Annotated in this window: 16 protein-coding genes; 10 read left to right on the plus strand and 6 right to left on the minus strand. The window is 65.3% G+C overall.

Features of this window, described 5'->3' with window-relative positions:
- Positions 1 to 11: 11 nt before the first annotated feature.
- The 3 genes from M2343_RS11185 to M2343_RS11195 all read right to left on the minus strand — a co-directional run bounded on the left by M2343_RS11185 (position 12) and on the right by M2343_RS11195 (position 5,664).
- On the minus strand, positions 12 to 2,438 hold the full coding sequence (locus M2343_RS11185) for a PAS domain-containing sensor histidine kinase (RefSeq protein ID WP_264576710.1): 2,427 nt from the start codon (positions 2,436 to 2,438) through the stop codon (positions 12 to 14).
- Positions 2,438 to 3,931, minus strand: a complete 1,494-nt coding sequence (locus M2343_RS11190) for an ATPase domain-containing protein (protein ID WP_264576711.1) — start codon at positions 3,929 to 3,931, stop codon at positions 2,438 to 2,440. Before M2343_RS11190 ends, M2343_RS11185 begins: the two co-directional genes overlap by 1 nt.
- A gap of 197 nt (positions 3,932 to 4,128) precedes the next feature.
- Positions 4,129 to 5,664 (minus strand): right-handed parallel beta-helix repeat-containing protein, encoded by a 1,536-nt coding sequence (locus M2343_RS11195; protein ID WP_264576712.1) that lies wholly within the window; start codon positions 5,662 to 5,664, stop codon positions 4,129 to 4,131.
- A gap of 270 nt (positions 5,665 to 5,934) precedes the next feature.
- On the opposite strand from M2343_RS11195, the gene M2343_RS11200 reads away from it, so the two are divergent.
- From M2343_RS11200 to M2343_RS11245, 10 genes are all read left to right on the plus strand, one after another.
- Positions 5,935 to 7,059 (plus strand): DUF47 family protein, encoded by a 1,125-nt coding sequence (locus M2343_RS11200; protein ID WP_264572309.1) that lies wholly within the window; start codon positions 5,935 to 5,937, stop codon positions 7,057 to 7,059.
- Positions 7,060 to 7,071: 12 nt separating this feature from the next.
- Positions 7,072 to 8,085 carry an inorganic phosphate transporter gene (locus M2343_RS11205; protein ID WP_181560695.1) on the plus strand — a complete coding sequence of 338 codons (1,014 nt, stop codon included), beginning with the start codon at positions 7,072 to 7,074 and terminating at the stop codon, positions 8,083 to 8,085.
- A gap of 233 nt (positions 8,086 to 8,318) precedes the next feature.
- Complete coding sequence (locus tag M2343_RS11210; protein WP_264576713.1) at positions 8,319 to 9,551, plus strand: glucose-1-phosphate adenylyltransferase family protein; 1,233 nt, start codon at positions 8,319 to 8,321, stop codon at positions 9,549 to 9,551.
- Positions 9,548 to 11,698, plus strand: coding sequence for a glycogen debranching protein GlgX (gene glgX / locus M2343_RS11215; RefSeq protein WP_264576714.1), 2,151 nt, complete (start codon positions 9,548 to 9,550; stop codon positions 11,696 to 11,698). The genes M2343_RS11210 and glgX overlap by 4 nt, the downstream gene beginning before the upstream one ends.
- Positions 11,695 to 13,425 carry a malto-oligosyltrehalose trehalohydrolase gene (gene treZ, locus M2343_RS11220; RefSeq protein ID WP_264576715.1) on the plus strand — a complete coding sequence of 577 codons (1,731 nt, stop codon included), beginning with the start codon at positions 11,695 to 11,697 and terminating at the stop codon, positions 13,423 to 13,425. Before glgX ends, treZ begins: the two co-directional genes overlap by 4 nt.
- A 2-nt stretch (positions 13,426 to 13,427) precedes the next feature.
- Positions 13,428 to 15,707, plus strand: coding sequence for a malto-oligosyltrehalose synthase (gene treY, locus M2343_RS11225; protein ID WP_264576716.1), 2,280 nt, complete (start codon positions 13,428 to 13,430; stop codon positions 15,705 to 15,707).
- Entirely contained in the window at positions 15,697 to 15,978 is a 282-nt protein-coding gene (locus M2343_RS11230) for a DUF2934 domain-containing protein (RefSeq protein WP_264576717.1), read from the plus strand. The genes treY and M2343_RS11230 overlap by 11 nt, the downstream gene beginning before the upstream one ends.
- Positions 15,979 to 15,989: 11 nt before the next feature.
- On the plus strand, positions 15,990 to 17,960 hold the full coding sequence (malQ, locus tag M2343_RS11235) for a 4-alpha-glucanotransferase (protein ID WP_264576718.1): 1,971 nt from the start codon (positions 15,990 to 15,992) through the stop codon (positions 17,958 to 17,960).
- 65 nt (positions 17,961 to 18,025) lie between these two features.
- Positions 18,026 to 18,289 carry a DksA/TraR family C4-type zinc finger protein gene (locus M2343_RS11240; RefSeq protein WP_264571358.1) on the plus strand — a complete coding sequence of 88 codons (264 nt, stop codon included), beginning with the start codon at positions 18,026 to 18,028 and terminating at the stop codon, positions 18,287 to 18,289.
- Positions 18,290 to 18,299: 10 nt separating this feature from the next.
- A complete protein-coding gene (locus M2343_RS11245; protein ID WP_319799406.1) occupies positions 18,300 to 18,875 on the plus strand; it encodes an alpha-ketoglutarate-dependent dioxygenase AlkB in 576 nt (191 codons plus the stop codon).
- A 25-nt stretch (positions 18,876 to 18,900) separates the two neighbouring features.
- Here the strand turns inward: M2343_RS11245 and M2343_RS11250 are convergent, their stop codons facing one another.
- From M2343_RS11250 to M2343_RS11260, 3 genes are read right to left on the minus strand one after another with little or no spacing between them, the layout of a single operon-like run.
- A complete protein-coding gene (locus M2343_RS11250; protein WP_264576719.1) occupies positions 18,901 to 20,274 on the minus strand; it encodes an efflux transporter outer membrane subunit in 1,374 nt (457 codons plus the stop codon).
- Positions 20,274 to 21,434, minus strand: coding sequence for an HlyD family secretion protein (locus tag M2343_RS11255; RefSeq protein WP_264576720.1), 1,161 nt, complete (start codon positions 21,432 to 21,434; stop codon positions 20,274 to 20,276). The genes M2343_RS11250 and M2343_RS11255 overlap by 1 nt, the downstream gene beginning before the upstream one ends.
- Positions 21,431 to 23,104 carry an MFS transporter gene (locus M2343_RS11260; RefSeq protein ID WP_264576721.1) on the minus strand — a complete coding sequence of 558 codons (1,674 nt, stop codon included), beginning with the start codon at positions 23,102 to 23,104 and terminating at the stop codon, positions 21,431 to 21,433. The genes M2343_RS11255 and M2343_RS11260 overlap by 4 nt, the downstream gene beginning before the upstream one ends.
- Positions 23,105 to 23,239: the final 135 nt, after the last annotated feature.

The following is a 23,239-nucleotide window of genomic DNA, read 5'->3' on the forward strand; positions in this document are numbered from 1 at the left end:
TGCCCCCCGGCCTAGGCCTTTTCGAGAACGGCCCGGATCTTGGCCGCGAGCTGCTCGACCGTGAAGGGCTTGCCGAGAAGCTCCACACCGGGATCGACAACGCCATTGTGGACGACGGCGTTGCGCGTGTAGCCGCTGGTATAGAGCACCTTCAGGTCCGGCCGGCGGCGGCACGCTTCATCGGCGAGTTTCCGTCCGTTGATGTCCGGCATGATGATGTCCGTGAACAAGAGCGTGATCTCCGGATGCTCGTCCAGCACGCGGAGCGCCGCATGTCCGCCATCCGCTTCCAGCACGCGATAGCCCAGTTCGACCAGCGCATCGACGCTGAACCGGCGGACGGCGGCCTCGTCCTCGACGACCAGAATGACCTCCTGCTCATCGCCCCTCGGCAGGTCGGCCCGCACCTGTTCGATCTCTCCGGCGGCCTCGCCATAGAATCGCGGGAGGTAGATCTTGATCGTCGTCCCTTCGCCCGGCTCGGAATAGATTTTGATATGCCCGCCCGACTGCCGGACAAATCCGTACACCTGGCTCAGCCCCAGACCGGTGCCCTTGCCCACCGCCTTTGTGGTGAAGAACGGATCGAACGCCTTGGCGATCACGTCGTCCGGCATGCCCGTACCGGTGTCGGTCACGGCGATCATCACATATTGGCCCGCCGGAACGCCGAAATTCTCCGCGGCATAGCGATCATCGGCGTGCGTGTTTTGCGTTTCAATCGTCAGGTGTCCGCCATCTGGCATGGCATCGCGGGCATTGACCGCGAGATTGACGATCGCGTTTTCAAGCTGGTTGCGGTCGGCATGGGTGCGCCACACGCCCGCCGCCAGAACGGTCTCCAGCCGGACATCGCCGCCCAGCGAATGCAGCAGAAGCTCGGACATGCCCGAGACGAGCTTGTTGGGATCGAGCACCTCGGGATTGAGCGGCTGCTGGCGCGAAAACGCCAGGAGGCGATGAGTCAGGGTCGCAGCGCGTTGCGCACCGTCGATCGCAGCATCGATATAGCGTTTCGCGCGCTCGTCATCGGGCAGGACGCGCCGGCTCAACAGGTCGAGCGAGCCGATCACCACGGCCAGCATATTGTTGAAGTCATGCGCGATGCCGCCAGTCAATTGGCCGACAGCTTCCATTTTCTGTGCCTGACGCAAGGCCGCCTGCGCCTGCTCGCGCACGGCCACCTCCTCGGTTACGCGACGCTCGAGATGCTCGTTGAGCTCCCGCAGTTCCGCCTCGGCCCGCTTGCGCGCCGTCACGTCAATCGCCGTGCCGACGACGCGCAGGCACTGCCCGGCCTCGTCGAAGACCCCGCGTCCCTTGGCGGCGACCCAGCGCACCAGTCCATCTTCCTTGCCAATCGTTCGATATTCGACATCATAGATCGCGCGGACATTCGGGTCTGCGGCCGCCCGATAGGCTTCAGTGGTATGCGCGCGATCGTCGGGATGGAGGCCTTCGTAAAAATCCCGCATCGACACTTCGACATCGGGCGAGATGCCGAACACCCCCTTCACGATGGGCGGCCAGATCAGAACGTCGTTGACCACGTCGACGTCCCAGAAGCCGACCTCGGCGGCATCCGTCGCGAGCCGCAGCCGCTCCTCGCTGATCGCAAGCTCGGCCCGGACGCGCATCCGCTCGGATAGATCGAGCATCGCCCCGATCATGCGCAAGGCCTGCCCCTGCGCATCCCGGATGATGTGGCCGCGATCGAAGACGTGGGCGTAGCTCCCGTCGCCCCGCCTGAACCGATATTCCCCGCTCCAGCTGTCCGACGAGCCGTCGATCGCTGCGTGGATAGTCCTGTCGACCTCGTCCCGGTCGTCAGGGTGGATCTGCGCGATCCACCAGTCTCCGCTATTCTCGATCTGGTCGACCGGGTGGCCATAAGCGATGGAGAGCGCGTCGTTCCAGGTCACATAGTCAGTGACGAAATCCCAATCCCAGATGGCGTCGTTCGTCGCCTTGCTCGCTAGGCGGTAGCGTTCTTCGACCGCGCGAATATCCTCAAGCCGGGTTCGCGCTTCATATTGCCGTCGGCGTGCCCGCAAGGCGGCCGTCGCGACGCTGACCAATGTGGTCGGGTGAAAGGGGCGTTCGAGAAAGGTCACGTTGCCGAGCAATTCGAGATGACGGCCGGCCGCCGGATTGCGCTCGATGCCGCCGCCGCGCTGGGTGAGCAGGACGAAGGGAAGATCGGACCATTCCTGCTGCGCGGCGATGAGCTCCACCAGCGGCCTCAGATCGGCCGCCTTGACCGCTTCATCGGTCATCATCACGAACCCAAGACCCTGTGCGAGGCGCGCGACCAGCGCATCGAGCGACGGGACAATCTCGGTTTCGATGCCGGCCTGGTTGAGGATGGCGGCGGCGATCTCTGCATCCCGACCGTGAGGGGCGAGGATGACGGCACGCTCCGAAAAAGTGCGGTTCATCAGCCGCGCTTGTCCTGGCCGAGATCCATCAGATTGCCGGCACCGACCATCGTGGGGATGCCACGCAACACACCCTGAAAATGCGTCAGCGGCTCGCCGATGGTGATGCCTTGTGCGTCGATACGATATTCGCGGATCGTATTCTCATGGACGCCCGAGCGCTTCTTGACGATCGAGATGGCCCGCCGGACATGGCCCACCGCCTCGAAATAGCGCAGCAGCACGACCGTATCGGCCAGATAGGTGATGTCCACCGGCGCCTGCATGTCTCCCACCACACCATGCTGCGTGACGGTAAGGAACGTGCTCGCGCCGCGTCGATTGAGATATTGAAGCAGCTCGTGAATGTGGAGGACAAGCGCGCTCTCCTCGGGCATCGCCGCGCGATATCCGTTCAGGCTGTCGATCACGACGGTGCGGATGCCATGCTCCTCAACGGTCGCGCGCACCCGATGAGCAAACTCGCCGGGCGACATTTCGGCTGCATCGACCTGCTCGATGACGAGCTTGCCGTCCGCGACCAGCCTGCTCACATCGATGCCAAGCCCCTTGGCCCGATCGGCCAGCAGGCCGAGTTCCTCATCGAAGACGAACATGGCCGCCGTCTCTCCGCGCGCGATGCACCCTTTCACGAGATTGAGCGCCAGGAGGGATTTGCCCGTTCCCGTCGGGCCGAGGATCAGCGTGCTGGTGCCGGAGTCAAAGCCCCCGCCGAGCAGGGCATTGAGTTCAGCGCTTTCCGTGGGCGCGGTGGCCCGCACGAAATCGGATTTATGCTCCAGCGACACCAATCGCGGAAAAACCCGGACACCGCCGGTATCGATCACGAAATCATGATAGCCGCCGCGATAGCGCTGGCCGCGATATTTGAGCATCCGCAGCCGGCGGCGTTCCGAGCCGTAGAGCGGTGCCAGTTCCTCAAGCCGCAGCACACCATGAGCGACGCTGTGCACCGTCTTATCATTGGTGTCGGAGGTCAGATCGTCGAGCATCAGAACGGTTGCATTATGCTTGGCGAAATAGTGCTTCAGGGCCAGAATCTGGCGGCGGTAGCGCAGCGAGCTTTGCGCGAGCAGCCGGATTTCCGAGAGACTGTCGATCACTAACCGCTGCGGCTTGACCCGCTCGATCGCCTCGAGGATGCGCTTGGTGGTTTCGCCCAGTTCGAGGTCGGAGGAGTAGAGCAGGCTCTGCTGCTGATTCTCGTCCAGCAGCGTCTCGGGCGGTACGAGTTCGAAAATGTGGAAATGCTCGTTCAGTGCCCAGCCGTGCGAGGCAGCGGTCTCACGCAGTTCCTCCTCGGTTTCCGACAGGGTGATGTACAGCCCCCGCTCCCCGGCCTCTGCACCGTTCAGGAGGAACTGGCTTGCGATGGTCGTCTTGCCGGTGCCCGGATCGCCCTCGACGAGGAAAAGCCTGCCGCTGGCAAAGCCGCCCGCCGTTACATCATCAAGCCCCTCAATCCCACTCGACGCCTTCGCCGTCCGATCCATCCGCATATCTCCCTTCGCAAACGCCGGACCGTCTCCGCACGTCCACCGCTCCCGAAAAGAGCAAGCTGAAAACCCACGATAGAGGATTGCGATCCCTCCGTCTCTCAGGATTGCGCGGGCGCAACGCTTTAATTTGAAGTTGCGATGTTGGCCCTGCCCGCTGGGAACGCGCGAGGAACCCGAAAGCTGAAGCCCCCCTACCGTCGCGCCTCGAAGACCGACGCGCGGCGGGGCGTGAGCAGCTTTACCGGCGCGCCCAGTTCTCGCTCCAGCATGGCGAGCATCCACTGGCGGTGGCGCGCGAGATAATCCACGAAGCCGTCCGGCTTGGCCGGGTCGAATGTCGGCACCGCCCAATCGAGCGAGGGGGCCTTATAGTCAGCCTTCATCAGGCCGACCTCGTCGCGGGGCGGATCGACATGAGCGCCGAGATAGTCGTTGCCCGTGAAGCGAATGAACTGAGCCGGCGAGAAGCCGGCCGAGATCAGATAATCCGGCCCCTGGCGGCCGACTTCGCTGCCATAACGCGCCGTGCCCGCCACCGCGAAGCGATTGTTGCGGAAGCGCACGTCGCTCGCCCAGCCCTGCCACTCGGTGGCGACGACCATCTGGACATCCTTGCCCTTGGCGACGTGGATCACATTCTTCTCGATCAAGGCGTCCGAAATCGTGCCTGACAGCTGAAAGATGCGCGTCCCGTCATTCTGGCTGACATTGTGACGCACCACGGTGCCGCGATTGCCGATATTGTCCTTGTCATTGGCCTTGGGCGAGCAGATCAGCAGAAAGCCGCCGGCATTATCGTGACTGTAATTGTACGCGATGGTCGTCCGACGCGAGTTGAAGTCGGAATCGAAACCCTGACCGTCATAGCGCGTGCGGGTATAGGCAGCTTCATTGAGCTGGATGAGGCTGTGATCCGTGCTCCACTGCCAGATCCCGGCGCTGTATCCGGGCGCCCTGCCGGCGGCATAGCGGACGATATTATGCTCGATCAGCGCGCCGTCGGTGCCGCGCGGCACGATGCCGTCGCCGCCAATGTCTTCCAGATAATTGTCCCGGATCACGATATCATAGCTTGGATACCAGCGCGCCGCGGTGACCTGATCGCTGATCCCGGCAATGCCGGAGCGGTCCACCCGCCAGATGATGTTGCGCTCGATCGCAAGGTCATCGAAACGGGTCGGAAAGCGCGGGCCGAGCGCCTGAAAGACGATGCCGCCATTGTCCTTGCGATCATTCGTGCCGCGCACATCATGGATGTACATGTCGCTGATGCGGATGCCGCGGACGACGCCGACATTTTCGGCCGACACGAGCACGCCATAGCGGGAGCCGGCAGGCGGGCCGTCATTGGTCAGTTCAAGGCCGCTCACCGTCACATAGCTTGCGTTGAGGATTGCGACCGCATGAGGTGAGACGCCGCCCGCGTCGATGCGGGGGCGCGCGCCCGAGCCGGTTGCGCCGACCACAATGGGCGCCCCTCTGCTGCCCGATTGGGTGATGGTGAGCGGTTCTTTCCAGACCGACCCTGCCGCCAGCAGAATCCTGTCGCCCGGCTTGAGCTTCACGCTGCCTAGGCGGGCGAGCGAGCGAAATGGCTGCGTCGCAACGCGCCCGTCGAAACGATCGTCGCCCGTGATCGCGTTCACATGATAGGTTTCTGCTCTGGCATGGGCAGCGGTGAGGCTGAGCGCCACTGCGATGAGCTTGAGGCCTCTGCCCGGGCGCATGAAACGCAGGGCCCGGCCTTGCAGGCCAGCGCCGGGATTGCTGAGGTCTGGCGAAGGCCGGGGAACGTGGGCGGAGTAGAGGGTCGGAAGCAGCGTGCTGAACATAGTGCGGCAGAGGGCCTTGAAGATCGAACAGTCCTCGCTCTAGCGGCAAGGGCATGAATGTCGAATGACCCGCTGCTCTTCAGGGGACATCGCGCGCGGTTGACTGTTGCAACTGACATAAAACTGTCACAATGGGCGCCACGCGCTCTGCTGAGGGGACAAACAATCAAACAGATTGCGGCACTACCCTATCGGGCTGAAGGCGATGCGCTGGATGCACCGATCCGGATTCTGCTCATCACCTCGCGCGAGACGAAGCGCTGGGTGATTCCCAAGGGCAATGGATCGGCGGGCAAGCTCCCGCATCAGGCGGCCGCGGCCGAAGCCGAGGAAGAAGCCGGCATCGTCGGGGCCGTCTGCCCGACGCCATTGGGGACCTACCGCTACCGCAAAAGGCGGCGCAATGGCGCCAATTTGATGGTGGACGTCGAGGTGTTCCCGCTGGCGGTCAATCGGGAACTCACAGACTGGAAAGAGCAGCACGAGCGCGAGCGGCGGTGGTTCAGCCTCAGCGAGGCGGCCGATGCCGTCGACGAGCCGGATCTGAGCGATCTGATCCGATCCTTCGCAGCATCCGAGTTCAAGGCGGCGACACGGCGCCAATCGGTGATGGACACCGTTGCGCATACTTCAGGGATAAGCAGGATGTTTGGTTGGTTTCAGCGCCTTTTGCCCAAGCAGGGCAATTTCTTCGATCTGTTCGAAGCGCATGTCCAGACCGTGGTCGCCGGCGCCGACGCGCTGACCCGGCTGTTGCATGACGGGGACAGCCGCGATGACCATATTCGCGAGGTGATCGAGCGGGAAACCGATGCCGACGAGATCATCCGTGAGGTGCTTCACCTTGTCCGCAAGACGTTCCTCACGCCGTTCGACCGCAGCGCGATCATCAGCCTTGTGAGTTCGACCGACGATGCGATCGATGAGATGCAGTCGGCAGTGGCGGCCATCGACATCTATGACGTGCACGACTTCGATCAGGAAATGAAGGACATGGCGGCGATTATCGTCGACAGCACGCGCGTGCTGGCGGAAGCCATGCCGCTGCTGCGCAATGTCGCACAAAACGGCAAGCGCCTGCATGAACTGACCGAGCGGCTGGTGCGGATGGAAGGCCATGCCGACGCCATCCACAGCGAGGGCCTGAAGCAGGCCTATCGAAAGTTCCGGACGGCCGATCCCATGGCGTTCATCGTCCGGCGCGAGATCTACAAGCATCTGGAGCGGATCGTCGACGCGCTCGAGGATGTCGCGAACGCGATTGACGGCATCGTGATCGACCATAGCTGAGCGCACAGGGTCATGCACAACCTCGCTTTTCCGCTGCTGGTCGGCCTGATCGTCATCGCGCTCGCATTCGATTATCTCAATGGCTTGCACGATGCCGCCAACTCGATTGCGACCGTGGTGGCGACGCGCCTGCTCGGCCCGGTCGCGGCGGTGGTCTTCGCGGCCTTCTTCAATTTCGCGGCCTATTTTCTCATGCTGGCCTTCCCCAGCCTGCACAAGGTCGCCGAGACGATCGGCGCCGGCCTCGTCAGTCAGGATCTGATTACGCCGGCCGTCATCTTCGGCGCGCTGATCGGCGCCATGTTCTGGAATGTGGTGACGTGGCTCAAGGGCATTCCCTCCTCCAGCAGCCATGCCCTGATCGGCGGCCTTATTGGCGCGGGGATGGCCCATGCCGGCATCTCCGGCATCCAGTGGAGCGGCCTCAACAAGACGCTGATCGCCATCGTGCTCTCGCCCACGCTGGGCATGCTGCTCTCCATGCTCATCATGCTGGCGACGAGCTGGGTGTTCCGCCGGGCCACCGCTCGTGGCGCCGAGCATGCGTTTCGCTATCTGCACCTGTTGTCCTCGGCCGCCTATTCCGTCAGCCACGGCCTCAATGACGCGCAGAAGACCATGGGCATCATCACCGTGCTGCTCTATTCGACTGGCTATCTCACCGGCGAATTCGCGGTGCCGCACTGGGTGGCGATTGCCTGTTATATCGCGATCGCGCTGGGCACGCTGACGGGGGGCTGGAAGATCATCGAGACGATGGGCTCGCGGATCACCAAGCTCTCGCAGCACCAGGGATTCAGCGCCTCGCTTGGCGGCTCGATCATGGTGTTCACGGCCTCGCTGATGGGCATCCCCGTTTCGACCACCCACACGATCACCGGCTGCGTGATCGGCGCAGGCACCGCGCGACGGGCCTCTGCCGTGCGCTGGGGCGTGGCGCAGAGCGTCATGATCGCCTGGATCATCACCATCCCGGCCTCAGCTGTCGTGGGCGCAGCCTTCTATTTTCTGGCCCGGCTGTTCTGATCTTGCGCCCATCGTGAGGGGCTAGCCAAACACTGACGCTGCGGCCGGCTTGGCGGCTGGCAGAGATGGCGCCTCTATTGCCGGTATCGGCGCGGCTTCGTCCGCCGCACGCTCCGGGCCATGTCACTCCCCAACGGGCGGCAACAAAAATCGCTTAACATATGTAAAGACAGGGAACAGTGCGCGTTGCCGTTGGTTAATCAGGCGAAGATTTCCTTTGACCTGAGGTAGATATGAGCCAATCGAATGCCCGGCATGCGACTTCTGCGGCGCTGGCTCTTGTCCTGGCAGGCGGTCGGGGCAGTCGCCTTCATGATCTGACCAGCGCGCTCGCCAAACCTGCTCTGACGGTTGGCGATGTGGGCAGGCTCATCGATTTCACGCTGGCGAATGTCGCCAATTCCGGCATCCCCCGCGCATTGGTGCTCACCCAATATGAGCCCGACGCGCTGCATCGCCATTTGAACCAGACATGGCAGCGCTTTGGCGGCATCGAGCTAGACGTGCTCGACGGCAATGAATGCGGCCCCTTCAACGGAACGGCGGACGCGGTCGTCAAGATCAGCGACCAGATCGACCAGGAAGCGCCGGATCATGTCGTGGTTCTCGCGGGCGATCACCTTTATCAGATGGACTACCGGCCGTTCATCGAGCGCCACATGCTGAGCAACGCGAAAGTGACGGTCGGCGCGGTGCACGTCCCGCTGGCCGACGCCGACCAATTCGGCGTCATGACGGCTGGCGCGGATGGCCTGATCACCGATTTCGCGGAGAAGCCGGCCTCGCCTGCGGAAGCGCCCGACCGTCCCGGTCATGCCTTTGCATCGATGGGCATCTATGTCTTCACCTGGCAGCTGCTGCGGCAGGTACTGGCCGAACTGGCTCCGCTCCATGAGGATCTGGATTTCGGCAAGCATGTCCTGCCCCGGCTGGTGGCCGAGCGAGGCGCCTATGTCTACGCGCTGCCCGGGCGTGGGCAGGCCGCGCCCCTGTGGCGCGATCTCGGCACGGTGGATGCCTATCATGGCATTCATGCCGATATCGCCAGCGGCCGGGTCGCGCTCGATCCCTCATGGCCGGTCGCCGGGCGGCGCGCCATTGGCCTGCCGGTGCGGTCTGCGCCGGTTTCCGGCCGTCCGGTCTGGCCGGGCCATATGATCGGCCAAGGTGCCAGCGTCGGCGAGCGAGCCCAGCTTCGCAACGTCGTGGTGATGCCCGGCGCGCGCGTCGGCTCGGATGTGCGCATCGACAATGCGATCGTCACCGGCGATGCCGTCATTCCCGACGGCTTCGATCTCTCCGCAGCGCTCAGGCAATGCGGCGAGGGCTGCCTTGTCTCGGAAGGCGGCATTCGCCTTCTGTCCGCGCAGGCGATGAGCCGGCTCGCCGGGGCGATGCGATCCGCCAAGCCCTATTATACCACGGCAGATGAGAGCGCCCGGAGAATGCTGGCGCCCGGACTTTGACCCAGGCAGACGATATCGGCCTGGAGCCAGACGCGACGCCTCTGGCCTTCGCAAAGCCGGACAGGCTGCACCATGAGCTCGGCGCCGAATATACCGGCGAGGGCGTTCATTTTGCCGTCTTTTCTGAAAATGCCGAGGCTATCGAACTCTCGCTCTTCTCGGACGATGGGGAAGAAGAGGTTCAACGGCTCGAACTGCCCCGACGAGAAGGCTCGATCCACTCGGGCTTTCTCCCCGGCCTCAAGCCCGGTCAACTCTATGGCTATCGCGCGCACGGCCCCTATGAGCCCGAGCAGGGCCATCGCTTCAACCCCCACAAGCTGCTGCTCGACCCCTATGCGCGGGAAGTGTCCGGCACGCTCAAATGGGACGATGCGCTGTGGGGCTATGATCTGCTGAGTGGCGACGATCTGACGTTCGACACGCGGGATTCGGCTCCGTTCATGGTCAAGAGCGTGGTGCAGAACCCCGATTTCGATTGGGAAGGGGACGCGGCGCTGCGTCTCCCATGGACCGAGACGATCATCTACGAAGCGCATGTGCGCGGCCTCACCATGACGCACCCCGATGTGCCGGAGGAACTGCGCGGCACCTATGCCGGCATGGTGTGCGAGCCGATTCTCGACCATCTTCGCAAGCTTGGCGTCTCCGCCATCGAGCTGTTGCCCTGCCAGTTCTTCCTCGATGATCGCAGCCTGCTGGAGCGCGGGCTCTCCAATTATTGGGGTTATCAGACGCTCGGCTATTTCGCCCCGGAAACCCGCTTCCTCCAGCAGGGCGAGGGCGTCCCCGGTGCCATTCGCCAGTTCAAGGAGATGGTGAAGCGCTTCCACCGGGTCGGCATCGAAGTGATCATGGATGTGGTCTACAACCACACCGCCGAAGGATCCGAACGCGGCCCGACGCTCTGCTTCCGCGGCCTCGACAATGCGGCTTATTATGTCCTGTCGCCGGACCATCCGCGCTACTCGTTCGACCAGACCGGCACGGGGAACACGCTCTCTGTGGCGCACCCCATGGTGCTGCGGATGGTGCTCGATTCACTGCGCTACTGGGTGCAGGTCATGCATGTCGACGGGTTCCGTTTCGATCTCGCCTCGACATTGGGGCGGCAGGCGGCGGGGTTCGATCGCGAAGGGACGTTCTTCGGCGCGATCCGGCAGGACCCCATCCTCGCCGGTGTGAAGCTGATCGCCGAGCCCTGGGATGTCGGCGAGGGCGGCTATCAGGTCGGAGGCTTTCCCGCGCCGTTCCGCGAGTGGAACGACAAGTTCCGCGATACGGTGCGCGGGTTCTGGCGCGGCGATGGCGGCCTGGTCGGCGATCTGGCGGGGAGCCTGCTGGGCTCACCCGAGCAGTTCAACCATTCGGACCGGAGCCCCACCTCCTCGGTGAATTTCCTCGCCGCCCATGATGGCTTCACGCTGATGGACTGCGTGTCCTTTAACGACAAGCATAACGAGGCCAATGGCGAGAATGGCGCAGACGGCCACGATCATAATCTGTCCGCCAATATGGGTGCCGAAGGCGCAACCGACGACACCGATATCCGAGCGGCCCGCAGCCAGCGCCGCCGGAACATGATCGCGACGATGCTGCTGAGCCAGGGCGTGCCGATGATCCTGAGCGGGGACGAAATCGGCAACAGCCAGCAGGGCAATAATAACGTCTATTGTCAGGACAATGAGACGGCGTGGATCTCATGGCCCGAGCGGGACGATGCGTTTCTCGATTTCGTGCAGCGGATGGTCCGCTTCCGCCTCGATCATCCGGTCCTTGCGCAAGAGACATTCCTGCTCGGCGATGCGGGGGACGATGAGCGGACGGAAGTCGCCTGGTATCAGCCCGACGGGCGCGAGATGGACGAGGCGGTGTGGGCGGAAACGGAGTTGCGCGTCCTTGGTCTGTTCATCGACCACTCCGCGCGAGCGGCCTTCCTTGACGATGAGAATATCGGTGCGCTCTTCATCATCGTGAACGCAGGCGACGCGCTCGACTTCACCCTGCCCCACCCCAATGGCATCGCGCACTGGACGCGCGTCCTGGATACCGCCAGCGCCGATCCCTTCAGCGAAGACCCGTGCGAGGGCGATGTCCTCGCCATCCCGGCCAACAGCGTGTGCGTCTACGCGCCGACCGCACGATGACCGGCCACCATTTCCGCAAAGGCTGGGGCGCAGAGCCCGAGGAAGACGGGCAATGGCGCTTCTCGCTCTGGTCGCCGGATCGCGAAGCGGTGGCAGTCGAGATCGACGGCGTATCGACGGCCTTGGCGCCGGGTGACGGTGGCTGGTTCTCCGGCACCGCTGCGGCTCAACCGGGAGCCTCCTACGGCTTTCGCATCGGGGACAGGCTCTATCCCGATCCGGCAGCGCGGGCACAGATGGGCGATGTTCACGGCCCCTCGCGCCTGGCCGACCCTCGCGCCTTCCAATGGTCCGCCGACTGGGCGGGTCTCCCCTGGCATCAGGCGATCATCTATGAGCTTCATGTCGGGACCTTCACGCCCGAGGGCACATTTGCCGCCGCGCAACGGGCATTGCCACGCCTGAAAAGCCTCGGCGTGACGGTCGTCGAGCTGATGCCGGTCGCCCAGTTCGAGGGCGCGCGCGGCTGGGGATATGATGGCGTGCTGCTCTATGCGCCCCATCCTTGCTATGGCGGTGCGGACGGCCTCAAGCAGTTCGTGGATGCAGCCCACAAGCTCGGCATCGCGGTAATGCTCGACGTGGTGTACAACCATTTCGGCCCCTCCGGGAATTATCTGCCCGCCTGGTGCCCGTCCTTCTTCCACACCTCGGCCCGCACCCCCTGGGGGGACGGCATTGCCTTCGACGTACCCGCCGTTCGCGCCTTCTTCCTCGACAATGCTATGTTCTGGCTGGAGGAATACCAACTCGACGGGCTGCGTCTGGACGCCGTTCACGCCATTGCGGACCAGACGACCGAGGACTTTCTGGAGGATCTCGGCAAGGCGGTTCGCGCGCGCGACTGGGGACGCCCGGTCCATCTGGTGACCGAGGATGAGCGCAACCTCGTCGACTATCTCGAGCCAGATGCGCCCTTCAATGCCAGTTGGAACGATGACTGGCACCACGCGATCCACTGCCTGCTGACCGGGGAAGACGAGAGCTATTATGCCCCCTTTGCCGTCGATCCGCTGGCGGACATCGAGATGGCGCTGCGCGATGGATATGTGGAGCAGGGGCAGAAACGGCCCCCGCATGAGCATTTGCGCGGCGAGCCATCCGCCCTGCTGCCCCGGACGGCCTTCGTCAATTTCCTGGGCAATCACGATCAGGTCGGCAATCGCGCGCAGGGCGAGCGGTTGCATCATCTGGTGGCGGACCGCGCCGCGCTGCGAGTGGTGACGGCCCTGACGCTGCTGACGCCCTTCACGCCGATGCTGTTCATGGGCGATGAGTTCCTGACCGAAGCGCCGTTCCTGTTCTTCACGGATTTCACGGGCGATTTGGCTGAAGCGGTGCGCACGGGCCGGGCACGGGAGTTCGAGAAGTTCACATCCTTCGCCGGCACGGTGCCGGACCCCAATGACCCGCAAACGGCCGCCCGCTCGATGATCGGCCACGCAGCCAACGATGCGCAGCGCGAGCATGAAGCCTTTGTGCGCGATCTTCTCGCGCTGCGGGCGTTCCATATCGCGCCGCTCCTTGCACAGACGGAACGGCCCAAGGCGGTCGTCCAGCGCGAGGGCGCGGCGTTCGATGCGTGGTGGGAGTTTGAAACGGCGGCCCTGCACGTCCGTTTACTGCTTGGCGGCGAGGATGTTTCCACGCCCACCGACCCCTTCTTCGTGGAGGCTGCGCAAGGAAGCGGCTTCGCTTTCGCCGCCGCCGTTCGAAAGGACCAATGACCATGCGCCATCCCAGCGCCCCCGGCCTCGTCGCGACGTACAGGATCCAGCTGCGGAACGGCGTCGATCTGGAGGCGGTGCGCGCGCGCATTCCCTGGCTGCAGGCGCTGGGCATCAGCCACATCTACCTCTCGCCGCTGTTCAGCGCCGCGAAGGGTTCCACCCATGGCTATGACGTGACCGATCCCAATCGGGTCGATCCGGTGCTCGGCGGTGACGAGGCCTTTCGCGCGCTGAGCGACGCGGCGCGCGCCGCGGGGCTGGGCATCGTTCTGGATATCGTACCCAATCATATGGCGTTCACGCCGGAAAATCCCTTCATCGCCGACATCATGCGGCACGGGCAGGAGAGCCGTTTTGCGCCCCTGTTCGATATCGACTGGGACCGTGGCCCGCTGCAGTTCCCGGTTCTGGACGGGACGCCGGCCGATCTTCTGGACGCGGAGCAGCTGGCTTTCTCGCCCATCGGCAATGATCCGACCCTGCGCGTCTACGACAAGCATTACCCCCTGCGCGCAACACCGCTGACGGAAAGGCTGGCGGGCGGGGAGACGTTGGACGAAGGCCTGCTGGCGCAGCTGCTCGATGAACAGCATTGGCAGATCGGCCATTGGCAGGAGGATGGCGGCGACATCGTCCACCGGCGCTTCTTCAACGTGACCGATCTGATCGGGGTGCGGCAGGAAGACCCCGAGGTCTTCGAGTTCACCCATCGCTGGATTGTGGAGCAGGTTCGGGCCGGGCGCGTCCAGGGCGTCCGCGTCGACCATATCGACGGGCTGGCCCGCCCGCTCAGCTACCTCCGCCGGCTGCGCGAGGCACTGGGCTTCATTCCCATCTGGGTGGAGAAGATCGTCAAGGAAGGCGAGCCGCTGGCGCCGGGCTGGCCGGTCGAGGGCATGAGCGGTTATGAGTTCATGGCGCCGGTCACCCAATTGCTGACCCCGCCGGAAGGGCTGGATGCTTTGGCGGCCGCGGCGCGCGCGCATGTGCCGACGAACTATGCCCTTGAGGTGCGCGGCGTTCGCCGGACGATGCTGTACACCGTCTTCACCCCCGAGCTCGACCGGGTGACCGATGCGGCCATCATGGCGCTGGCCGGATCGCCCGTCGCAGCGCCGGAAGTGCGCGCGGCCATCGTGCAGCTTGCGATGCACTGGCCGGTCTATCGCTCCTACGCCGCCGACGTGATGCCGCCGGGCGACTTATGCGCGCAGGCTCTGGCCGGTGCGCGTGGCGATCCGCACCCGAGCGGGATGCTCGGGCCCGTGTTCAGTCTGCTGTCCGCCCCGGATGACCCGCTGGCGCGCGCCTTTGCAGCCCGGTTCGAACAGCTGACCGGCGCGCTCACCGCCAAGTCCGAGGAGGATACGGTCTTCTATCGGTCCATCGCCTATCTGCCGTTTTGCGAGGTGGGCGCCGCCCCGGACCTCCAGCCGATGGACCTTGAGCGCTTTGCGGCGCGCATGAACGACCGTGCGTCCGAGACCCCCTGCGCGCTCAATGCCCTGTCCACCCATGACACCAAGCGCTCGGCTGATGCCAGGGCCGCGATCATCGCCTTGGCCGCCTTCCCGGAGCTGGGCGCGCGCCTCTACGCGGAGGCGTTGGCACGGGCACTGGATCGGGCATTGCCGCCGCGCTGGGGCATCTATGCCATCCAGTGCGCGCTGATGATGCTCGATCAGCCGGAAGCCGCGCAACGCATTGCGGACCACATGGCCAAGGCCATGCGTGAGGCGAAGCTCGAGTCCAGCTATGAGGCGCCGGCGCTTGAGATGGAAAACGGCGTGACCGAGCTTGCGCTGTCCCTGATCGCCTCCCTTGAAGACGGCGCGCTGTGGTCAGACAACGAGCGACAGGCGTTCCTGCAGACATGGGAAGCGCTCATGATGGCGCAGACCGCCCTCCATATCACCGCGCCCGGGGTTCCGGACATCTATCAGGGCACGGAAATCGTCGCGATCGCCCTGACCGACCCGGACAATCGCCGAGCCGTGGACTGGGACACGATCGCCTCCGGCCCAGCCGGGCGCGATGCCCGCAAGCTAAAGCTGACACAGGACCTGCTCGCGCGCCGCCGGGAGGATGCGGAACTGTTCGCGATGGGCAGCTATCGGCTGGAGCGAACGCCGGAAGGGCTGCGCGTGACCCGGGCATGGCAAAACCGTGCGGTTACCATCGACATTCCCCTGCCCGACCGGATCGCCGGCCCCGATGCGGCGGCGCGAAGCCAGCATGATCGACCCCACGAAACGCAAGGAACCCAATATGGACGATGACAAGTATCAGACGATCAGCAAGCGAGCCTATGAGCTGTGGGAAGCCGAAGGCCGCCCTCATGGGCGTGACCGCGAGCATTGGCAGCAGGTCGAACAGGAAGTCCTGAGCCAGCAACAACAGCAGGCTGCCTCCGCTCCCGAGGACGCTGACCTATCCCTGCCGCAGGAGCAGAGCGAAACGATGGCGGCCGCCAGTTCCCCGGCTTCGACGGCGCTGCCGGCCAAAAAGGCATCGGCAGCTGGCCGCGCGAAGAAAGCCAAAACGCCCTGAGGCCGGGCGCTGTGCCTGACGATGAAATTCTAGCCCTGGCGCACGCGGCAGGGCTCGCGATCCACTGGAAGGATGCCGACGGCCTCGCGCATAGCGTCTCGCAGGACACGCTTCGAGCGGTCCTGCAGGCACTGGGCTATACCGCCGAGACGGATGCGCAGCAGGCGCAGGCTTGGGCCAAGCTGACTGAAGAGGCCGCGCGGAATCCCGACTTTCTGAGTGCGGATGCCGGCCAGCCCGTCCCTCTGCCGGATCGTCTCGCGGCTGAAGCCTTTGCAGAGGTCGTCTATGAGGATGGTAGCGCAGCGCGTGTCGCCATCCACGAGGGTCAACTGCCGGCCTTCAACGCAATCGGCTATCATCGGGTCGACATCGCAGGCCATGTCTTTACCTTGGCGGTGGCGCCGCCCCGATGCTGCGAGCTCGCAGACCCGGCCATTTGGGGGCCGGCGATCCAGATCCCCTCGCTGCGCAGCGATGGGATGTATGGCACCTTCGAAGACCTGCGCGTGGCGGGCCTCGGCTTTGCGGAGGAAGGTGCCGATCTGCTGGCGATCAGTCCAGTCCATGCACTGGTGCCCGGTTCCGCTCGCCATTTCAGCCCCTATGCGCCGTCCAGCCGCACCTATCTCAACACCCTGCTGGCCGATGCGCCTGCTTCGCCGCCTGATCATGCCGATGATGATCTGATCGACTGGACCGCAGCCAGGGATGCGGCGCTTCTCAAGCAGCGCGCCACCTTCGCGGCGCTCGACGAGGAGGCCCAGCGCGCCGTCTGGAACGACGCGCAATCCGATCCGGCCCTGATCCGCCACGCGCTATTCGACGCGCTCTCCATCGAGTTTCGCGGCCGCCCCTGGCAGCGCTGGCCGGCCGCGTTTCAAAACCCGCAAAGCCCGGCCGTCGACCATTTCGCCCGGAGCCACTGGCAGGAGGTGGCGGTTCACATTCTGGCGCAGACCCAGACCGACCGGATGCTGGGCAAAGTGCAGGCCTCGGCGCGCCAGGCGGGGATGCGCATCGGCCTGATCGCCGACCTCGCCGTGGGGGTCGATCCGGGCGGGAGCGACGTCTGGAGCGATCCGGATGGCTTTCTGCGCGGCCTGACCATCGGCGCCCCGCCCGATCCGCTCGGCCCCGACGGGCAGAATTGGGGCGTCACCACCTATTCGCCGCACGCCCTGCGCGCGCGGGGCTTCCGCCCATGGATCCGGATGATCCGGGCGGCCCTGCGCCATGCCGGGGGGCTTCGCATCGATCATGCGTTCGGACTGCGCCGCTTGTGGGTCATCCCCGAGGGCGCGCCCAGCACGGAGGGCGTCTATCTCGACTATCCATTCGAGGATCTGCTGCGGATCCTGGCCATCGAAAGTCATCGCAGTCAGGCGCTCATCATTGCCGAAGATCTTGGGACGGCGCCCGAGAGCTTCATGGAGGTCATGGCCGCGCGGGGCATATTGGGCATGAGCGTGCTGTGGTTCGAGCGGGACGCCCACGGCAAATTCGCCGCAGCCTCGGCCTATCGTCCGCACAGCGTCGCGATGACCGGCACCCACGACACGCCCACCGTCGCCGGCTGGTGGCGCGCGCGCGATCTGGAATGGCGGCAGAGCCTGCAGCCCGAGACGCCCGCAGACCATGACCGGCGCGCCGAGGAGCGCGAGCATCTGTGGAACCTGCTGGCCGGCGCGCCCGAGGCGCTTGCCAGCGCTTCGACGGACAGCGTGGTCGATGCCGCTCTCGCCCACATCGCCCAGGCGCCAACGCCGGTGAAGATCATATCGATCGAGGATCTGCTGGGCCTTGAGGAACAGCCCAACCTTCCCGGCACGCTCGACGAGCACCCCAATTGGCGCCGCCGCCTGCCCGCCCCGATCGACGCCCTGCTGCGGCGACCGGAGGTCGCGCGCCGTACGACGATGCTGCGCGATCTTTGCGGGCGCAAGGCGGACACGTCCGTCGATGTCCCCATGTCGACCTGATGAAATTGGAGGATAGCGACCCCATATAGGACTTATCGCAGACACAGATGCGGGAGCAGGCGAGCATGGCCAATGGCTGGGCGCCCGACGGCGCCGTTCAGGATCAGATTGACGACAGCGTGAAAGACGCTCTGGCAACCGCCCGGGCCCGGATGCCATCGGGCCCCGGCACCCTGGCGTGCGAGGAATGTGGCGAGGAAATCCCCGAGGCGCGCAGAAAGGCGCTGCCCGGCGCGCGGACCTGCGTCGCCTGCCAGTCGGCACGCGACAGGCGACCGTCGTTTTCCGCCATCAACCGACGCGGCAGCAAGGACAGCCAGTTGCGGTGAGGCCGCCTGCATGACGATGCTCGACCTGTTCGATACGCCCCTTGTGCCCGGCCTGAACGCACGCGCCGACATCATCGATGCCCGGGAGGAAGCCGCGCTGATCGAGCGGATCGACGCACTGGACCTCGCGCCTTTCCGGTTCCAGCAGTGGACCGCCAAGCGCCTCACCCACTCCTTTGGATGGCGCTACGATTTCGAGACCGGCAGCTTCGGGACGACCGACCCCATGCCGGACTGGCTACGCCCGCTGAGGGCCCGCGCCGCCCGCTTCGCGGGGCTCGCCGCTGACGATCTCGTTCAGTCGCTGCTGACCCGCTATGATGCGGGGGCCGGCATCGGCTGGCACAGGGATCGGCCGGTGTTCGAACATGTCGTTGGCATCTCGCTCGGCAGCGATGCGGTGCTGCGGCTGCGCCGGCGCCATGCGGGCGGCTTCGAACGCGCGAAGCTCGGACTGGCGCCGCGATCGGTGTACCATCTGAGCGGCGAGGTCCGGCACGACTGGGAACACAGCATCGCGCCGGTGACACAGCCGCGCTGGTCGATCACCTTCCGCAGCCTATCCGACAAAGGGCGCCGAGGCTGAGCCAGCCTCCCGAAGCTAGCGCAGGTCAACGCGCATCGCTCTCCCAGCCGCCGCCCAGCACCTGATACAGGGTGACCAGGGCGTTGAGCTGATCGGCACGCAGTTGCACCAGCGCGAGGTCGGCGGAGAGCAGGGCGCGCTGTGCATCGAGTTCTTCAAGATAGCTGCTGTAGCCCGCACGATAGCGATTGGTCGCATGACGCAATGCGTCGGCAATGGCTGCCCTCTGCGCCTCGGCGCTCGCGCGCTGCTGGCGGAGGCTGGCGACATTGCCCAGCGCATTCTCCACCTCACCGAACGCGGTCAGGGCCGTCTTGCGATAGGCAAGGGCGGCCTGATCGCGGCGGGCGGCGGCCGTTTCCACGCCGGCGCGCAAGCGCCCGCCCTCGAACAAGGGCGCCAGCACGCTGCCGCCGACGGACCAGATCGTCACCGGGTTCGCCAACGCGCTGCTGAAGATCGCGCCCGCCGCAGCAGACAGGCGAAGGCTCGGCAGGAACTGCTTGCGCGCGGCTGACAGGGTGGAATCCGATGCGGCCAGAGCGAACTCTGCCTGCGCGATGTCGGGACGGCGGCGCAGCAACTCGGACGGCAGCCCCTGATCGGGCACGGGCGGCGCGACGAGGGCGTCGAGCGATCCGCCGCGCTGGATCACGCCCGGCCCATCCCCGGTCAATAGGCGCAGAGCATTCTCCTGCCGCAGGATCGCCAGATCGACCTGCGGGAGGATGATGGCTGCGGCCTGATATTCCGCCTCGGCCTGGCGCAACTCCAGCTGGGAGGTGTAGCCGGCCTCGGCGCGGGAGCGGGCGATGCGAAGGCTTTCGGCCCGTGCCGTGATCGTCCGGCGGACGACGTCGCGACGCGCATCGAGGGCCAGCAGCGTGATGTAGCCCGATGCCGTGGCCGCGCCGACCGAAAGCGCCGTCGCATCACGGGCGGCCTGACTGGCCAACCAGGCCGATCTCGCCGCCGATGTCTGATCGTCGATCCTGCCGAACAGATCGATCTCATAAGCCACCTGCAGCGCAGGCTGGGCGCTGGTGCCCTCTGTCGCCTGGCCGAACGGGTTGAGCGATCGGCCGTGGGAGCCGGCGGCGGTCGCATCCAGCGTGGGGAAAAGCTGCGCGCGCGCCAGCCGCTCCTGCGCCCGCGCTTCGCGGACCCGCGCGGTGGCGATAGCAATGTCGACATTGTTGGCGATCGCGGTCTCGACCAGTTGGGCCAGCGCGGGATCATTGAACGCCCGCCACCAGCCGGCATTGACCGCTCCCTCTCCCGCCACGGCGTTTTGCCAGCCGGCAGGCGGCGTGACCGCAGCCGACGGGGGCAGCGGCGTCGGGGGCGCCATACAACCGGAGAGGCACACGACGCCCAGCAAGGCGATGGCCGACCGCATCACCTGTGCCCTGCCGTATCGACCCTGGCCTGGACGGACATGCCCGGCCTCAGCCGTGCATAGAGCGGGTCCTTGGCATCCGGCGCGATCCGCACCGTGATCCGCTGGGGCACCTTCACGAAATTGCCGGTGGCATTGTCGGATCGGATCACTTGAAACTCATTGCCGGCGGCGGGCGCCAGCCGCTCGACCCTGCCGTGGATGACGGCCCCGTCGAGCGCGTCGACCCGCAGCCGCACGCTTTGGCCCGGCGCCATATGCGCCGTCTGCGCTTCCTTGAAGTTCGCAGCCACCCAGACGAAGGGCGGCACCAGGAATGTCAGCTGCGAGCCGGCCGTGACATATTGCCCCAGCCGCACGCCCACCTCACCCAGCCGCCCATCCTGCGGCGCGCGAATGATCGTGTTGGCGAGATCGATCTCCGCGAGGCGCAGCGCCGCTTGCGCCGCATCGACATTGGCGCGCAGGCCGCCGCGGCCGACCGTCACCGTGCGGACCTGCTCGCTCGCCACCTGCTGCTGCGCCTGCGCCTGCAGCACGGCCGCTTCCGCCTGACGCAACGCCGCCAGAGTCTGGTCCCGCTCGCGCAGGGAGACCGACCCCTGGCTGACGAGATCGTTCACCCGGCGCATGTCGGCCTGCGCGCGGGCCAGTTGCGCCTTGGCGTTGGCCACGCTGGCGGCTTGCCCCGCAAGCTGAGCCTGGCTCGACGCTTCGCTCTGGCTGCTGTTAGCCAGATTGGCGCGCTGCGTGGCGAGTTGGGCCCGCGCCTGCGCCACTCTCTGGCGATAGATCCGGTCGTCGATCCGCGCGAGGACCTGCCCCTTGCGGACCTGCTCATAATCCTGAACCTGCACCTCCACCACATAACCGTTCACCTGCGGCGCGATGACCGTAGTCTGGCCGCGCACATAGGCATTGTCCGTCGTCTGAACAGCCGAGGAAAAAGGCGGCAGGCCCCAGGCGTAAAGCACGATGAGAATGCCGACGACGATGAACAGGACGGCCAGCAGCGTCACCCTTCGGCCGGCTTGCGGGGGCGCCCAGCCGCGCTTCGGCGCGCTGGCCACGGGGGTGGTGTCATTGGGCACTTCCACCGGATCTTCCAGACGGTCGGTCCGGTTCGATGGGCGCGAATGTTCGGCGGGTGTGTCACTCATGATTGGGCCCTGGTTCTCATTGCCGCCAAGGCCGCAAGCTCTTCGGCCAGGGGGGTAATGCCTTTGCGACGATAATAGATCCACCGCGCGCCAAGGTACACAAAGGCGAGCGTCGCCAGCGCACCGACCAGCATGAACACATCGTTGAACGCCAGGATATTGGCTTCCCGCGCGACCTGTTGGGAGAGGAGGATGCTGCCCTCCGCCTGACGCAAGGCCGGATCGCCCAGCGTTCGTGCATAGGCGCCGCCAAGCTGCTGGATGCGCTGCGCCACCTGCGGATCGGTGCCCACGAGCGACTGGACGAGCATTTCGGAATGGAAGCGCTCGCGAATGATCTGGAAGCTGCCCAGCAGGGCCGCCCCGCCGATGCCGCCCAATTGCTGCGAAATGCCGAACACGGCCGAAAAGCTGACGATATGACTCGGCCCCTTGGCCAGTGCCTGCAGGATGCCGGCCATGAGCGTCGGCCCCATGAAGTAGATCGCGGCGAAGGAAATCATCGCCTGCGTCACATAAAGCTGCGCCGGGCGCGTGAGATTGCTGGACTGGGTGTCGAAGAACGCGGCGAGGGCGATGAGCGCACAGGAGATGATCACGGGTTTGAGCAGGTCCGTCGGCTTGAGCGTTTTCAAGCTCACGGCCAGCCCGAATATGGTCGCCAGCGTGACCACCGTGTAGAAACCGATCAGCTGGTCCTGCCCCATGCCGAGCACGGTCAGCAGACCGCTGGCGCCGACATTCTGCTCGCCGAGCAGCACGCGCATGCTGGCGGCGATGACGGCGAACCGGATGATCGCCGCGCTGCCCATCCAGCGCGTGTTGAGCAGTGGATTGGCGCGGTTGTGCTCGACGATCACCGCCGCGCCGATCAGCAGGATCGCGCCCGCCAGCGCATAGCCCAGCCACTGCGTCGACCACCAGACGATGCGGCCCTGCACAAGCACGGCGGAGAGCAGGGCTATGCCGGGGGCGAACAAAGCGAAGGTCAGGAAATCCAGCGGCTCGAAGGCGTCGATGCGCTCGCTTGGCGGCAGGCGCAGCAGCCATACCCCGGCGAGGCAGAGCAATGTGAGGCCGAACTCGAACAGGTACAGGTTCTGCACATCGCCATGGATGAGCAATGCCGGAGAGATCACCCGGGCGAGCGGGGTTGCGATCTGCGAGACGCCGACGCCCAGCACCAGCCCGCCCAGCCGCGCCTCTGCCTTCATCGATTGCATGATGTAGAACAGCGCCATCGTGGACAGGCCGCTGGCAACGATGCCGCTGCCCGCGCGCACGAAGAGTTCCAGACCATAGCTGTGCACGAAGAGTTGCAGCGTGTTGAGGACCAGAAAGCCGATCAGCACGATCCGCACAAAGCGCTGGATGCCGAATTGCTGGCGGAACTTGATGAGCAGCAGGCTCATGCAGACATTGGTCATCGTATAGGCGGCGGTCAGCCAGCCGGCCTCCACGCTGGTCAGCCCGAGCGCCCCCTGGATCTGGGGCAGGTTCGCCATCAGCAGCCCGTTGATGAAGCCACCCGTGAGGCCGAGCAGCACGCCGATCAGCAAATATCCCAAGCGGCGCCGGCCTGGATGGTAGGGCGTCGCCGGAGACCCCGGCATCATCGGCCGCTCGTGCGGCTCGAACTGATATTCCGACTCTTCAGACCGTCTGCTCAACCACGGGCCTTTCCATGCCAGCCTCTATCCTCGGACGGATATCTGAAGACTGCAATGCAAAGTGTTCAGCGCGCGGATCGTTCCAGGGATGGGCGGTCTGTCGGCCCGTCCAGCGCGCTGCGGGCCCCAGACCTG

Source organism: Sphingobium sp. B8D3B (assembly GCF_025961875.1).
GTDB lineage: Bacteria > Pseudomonadota > Alphaproteobacteria > Sphingomonadales > Sphingomonadaceae > Sphingobium.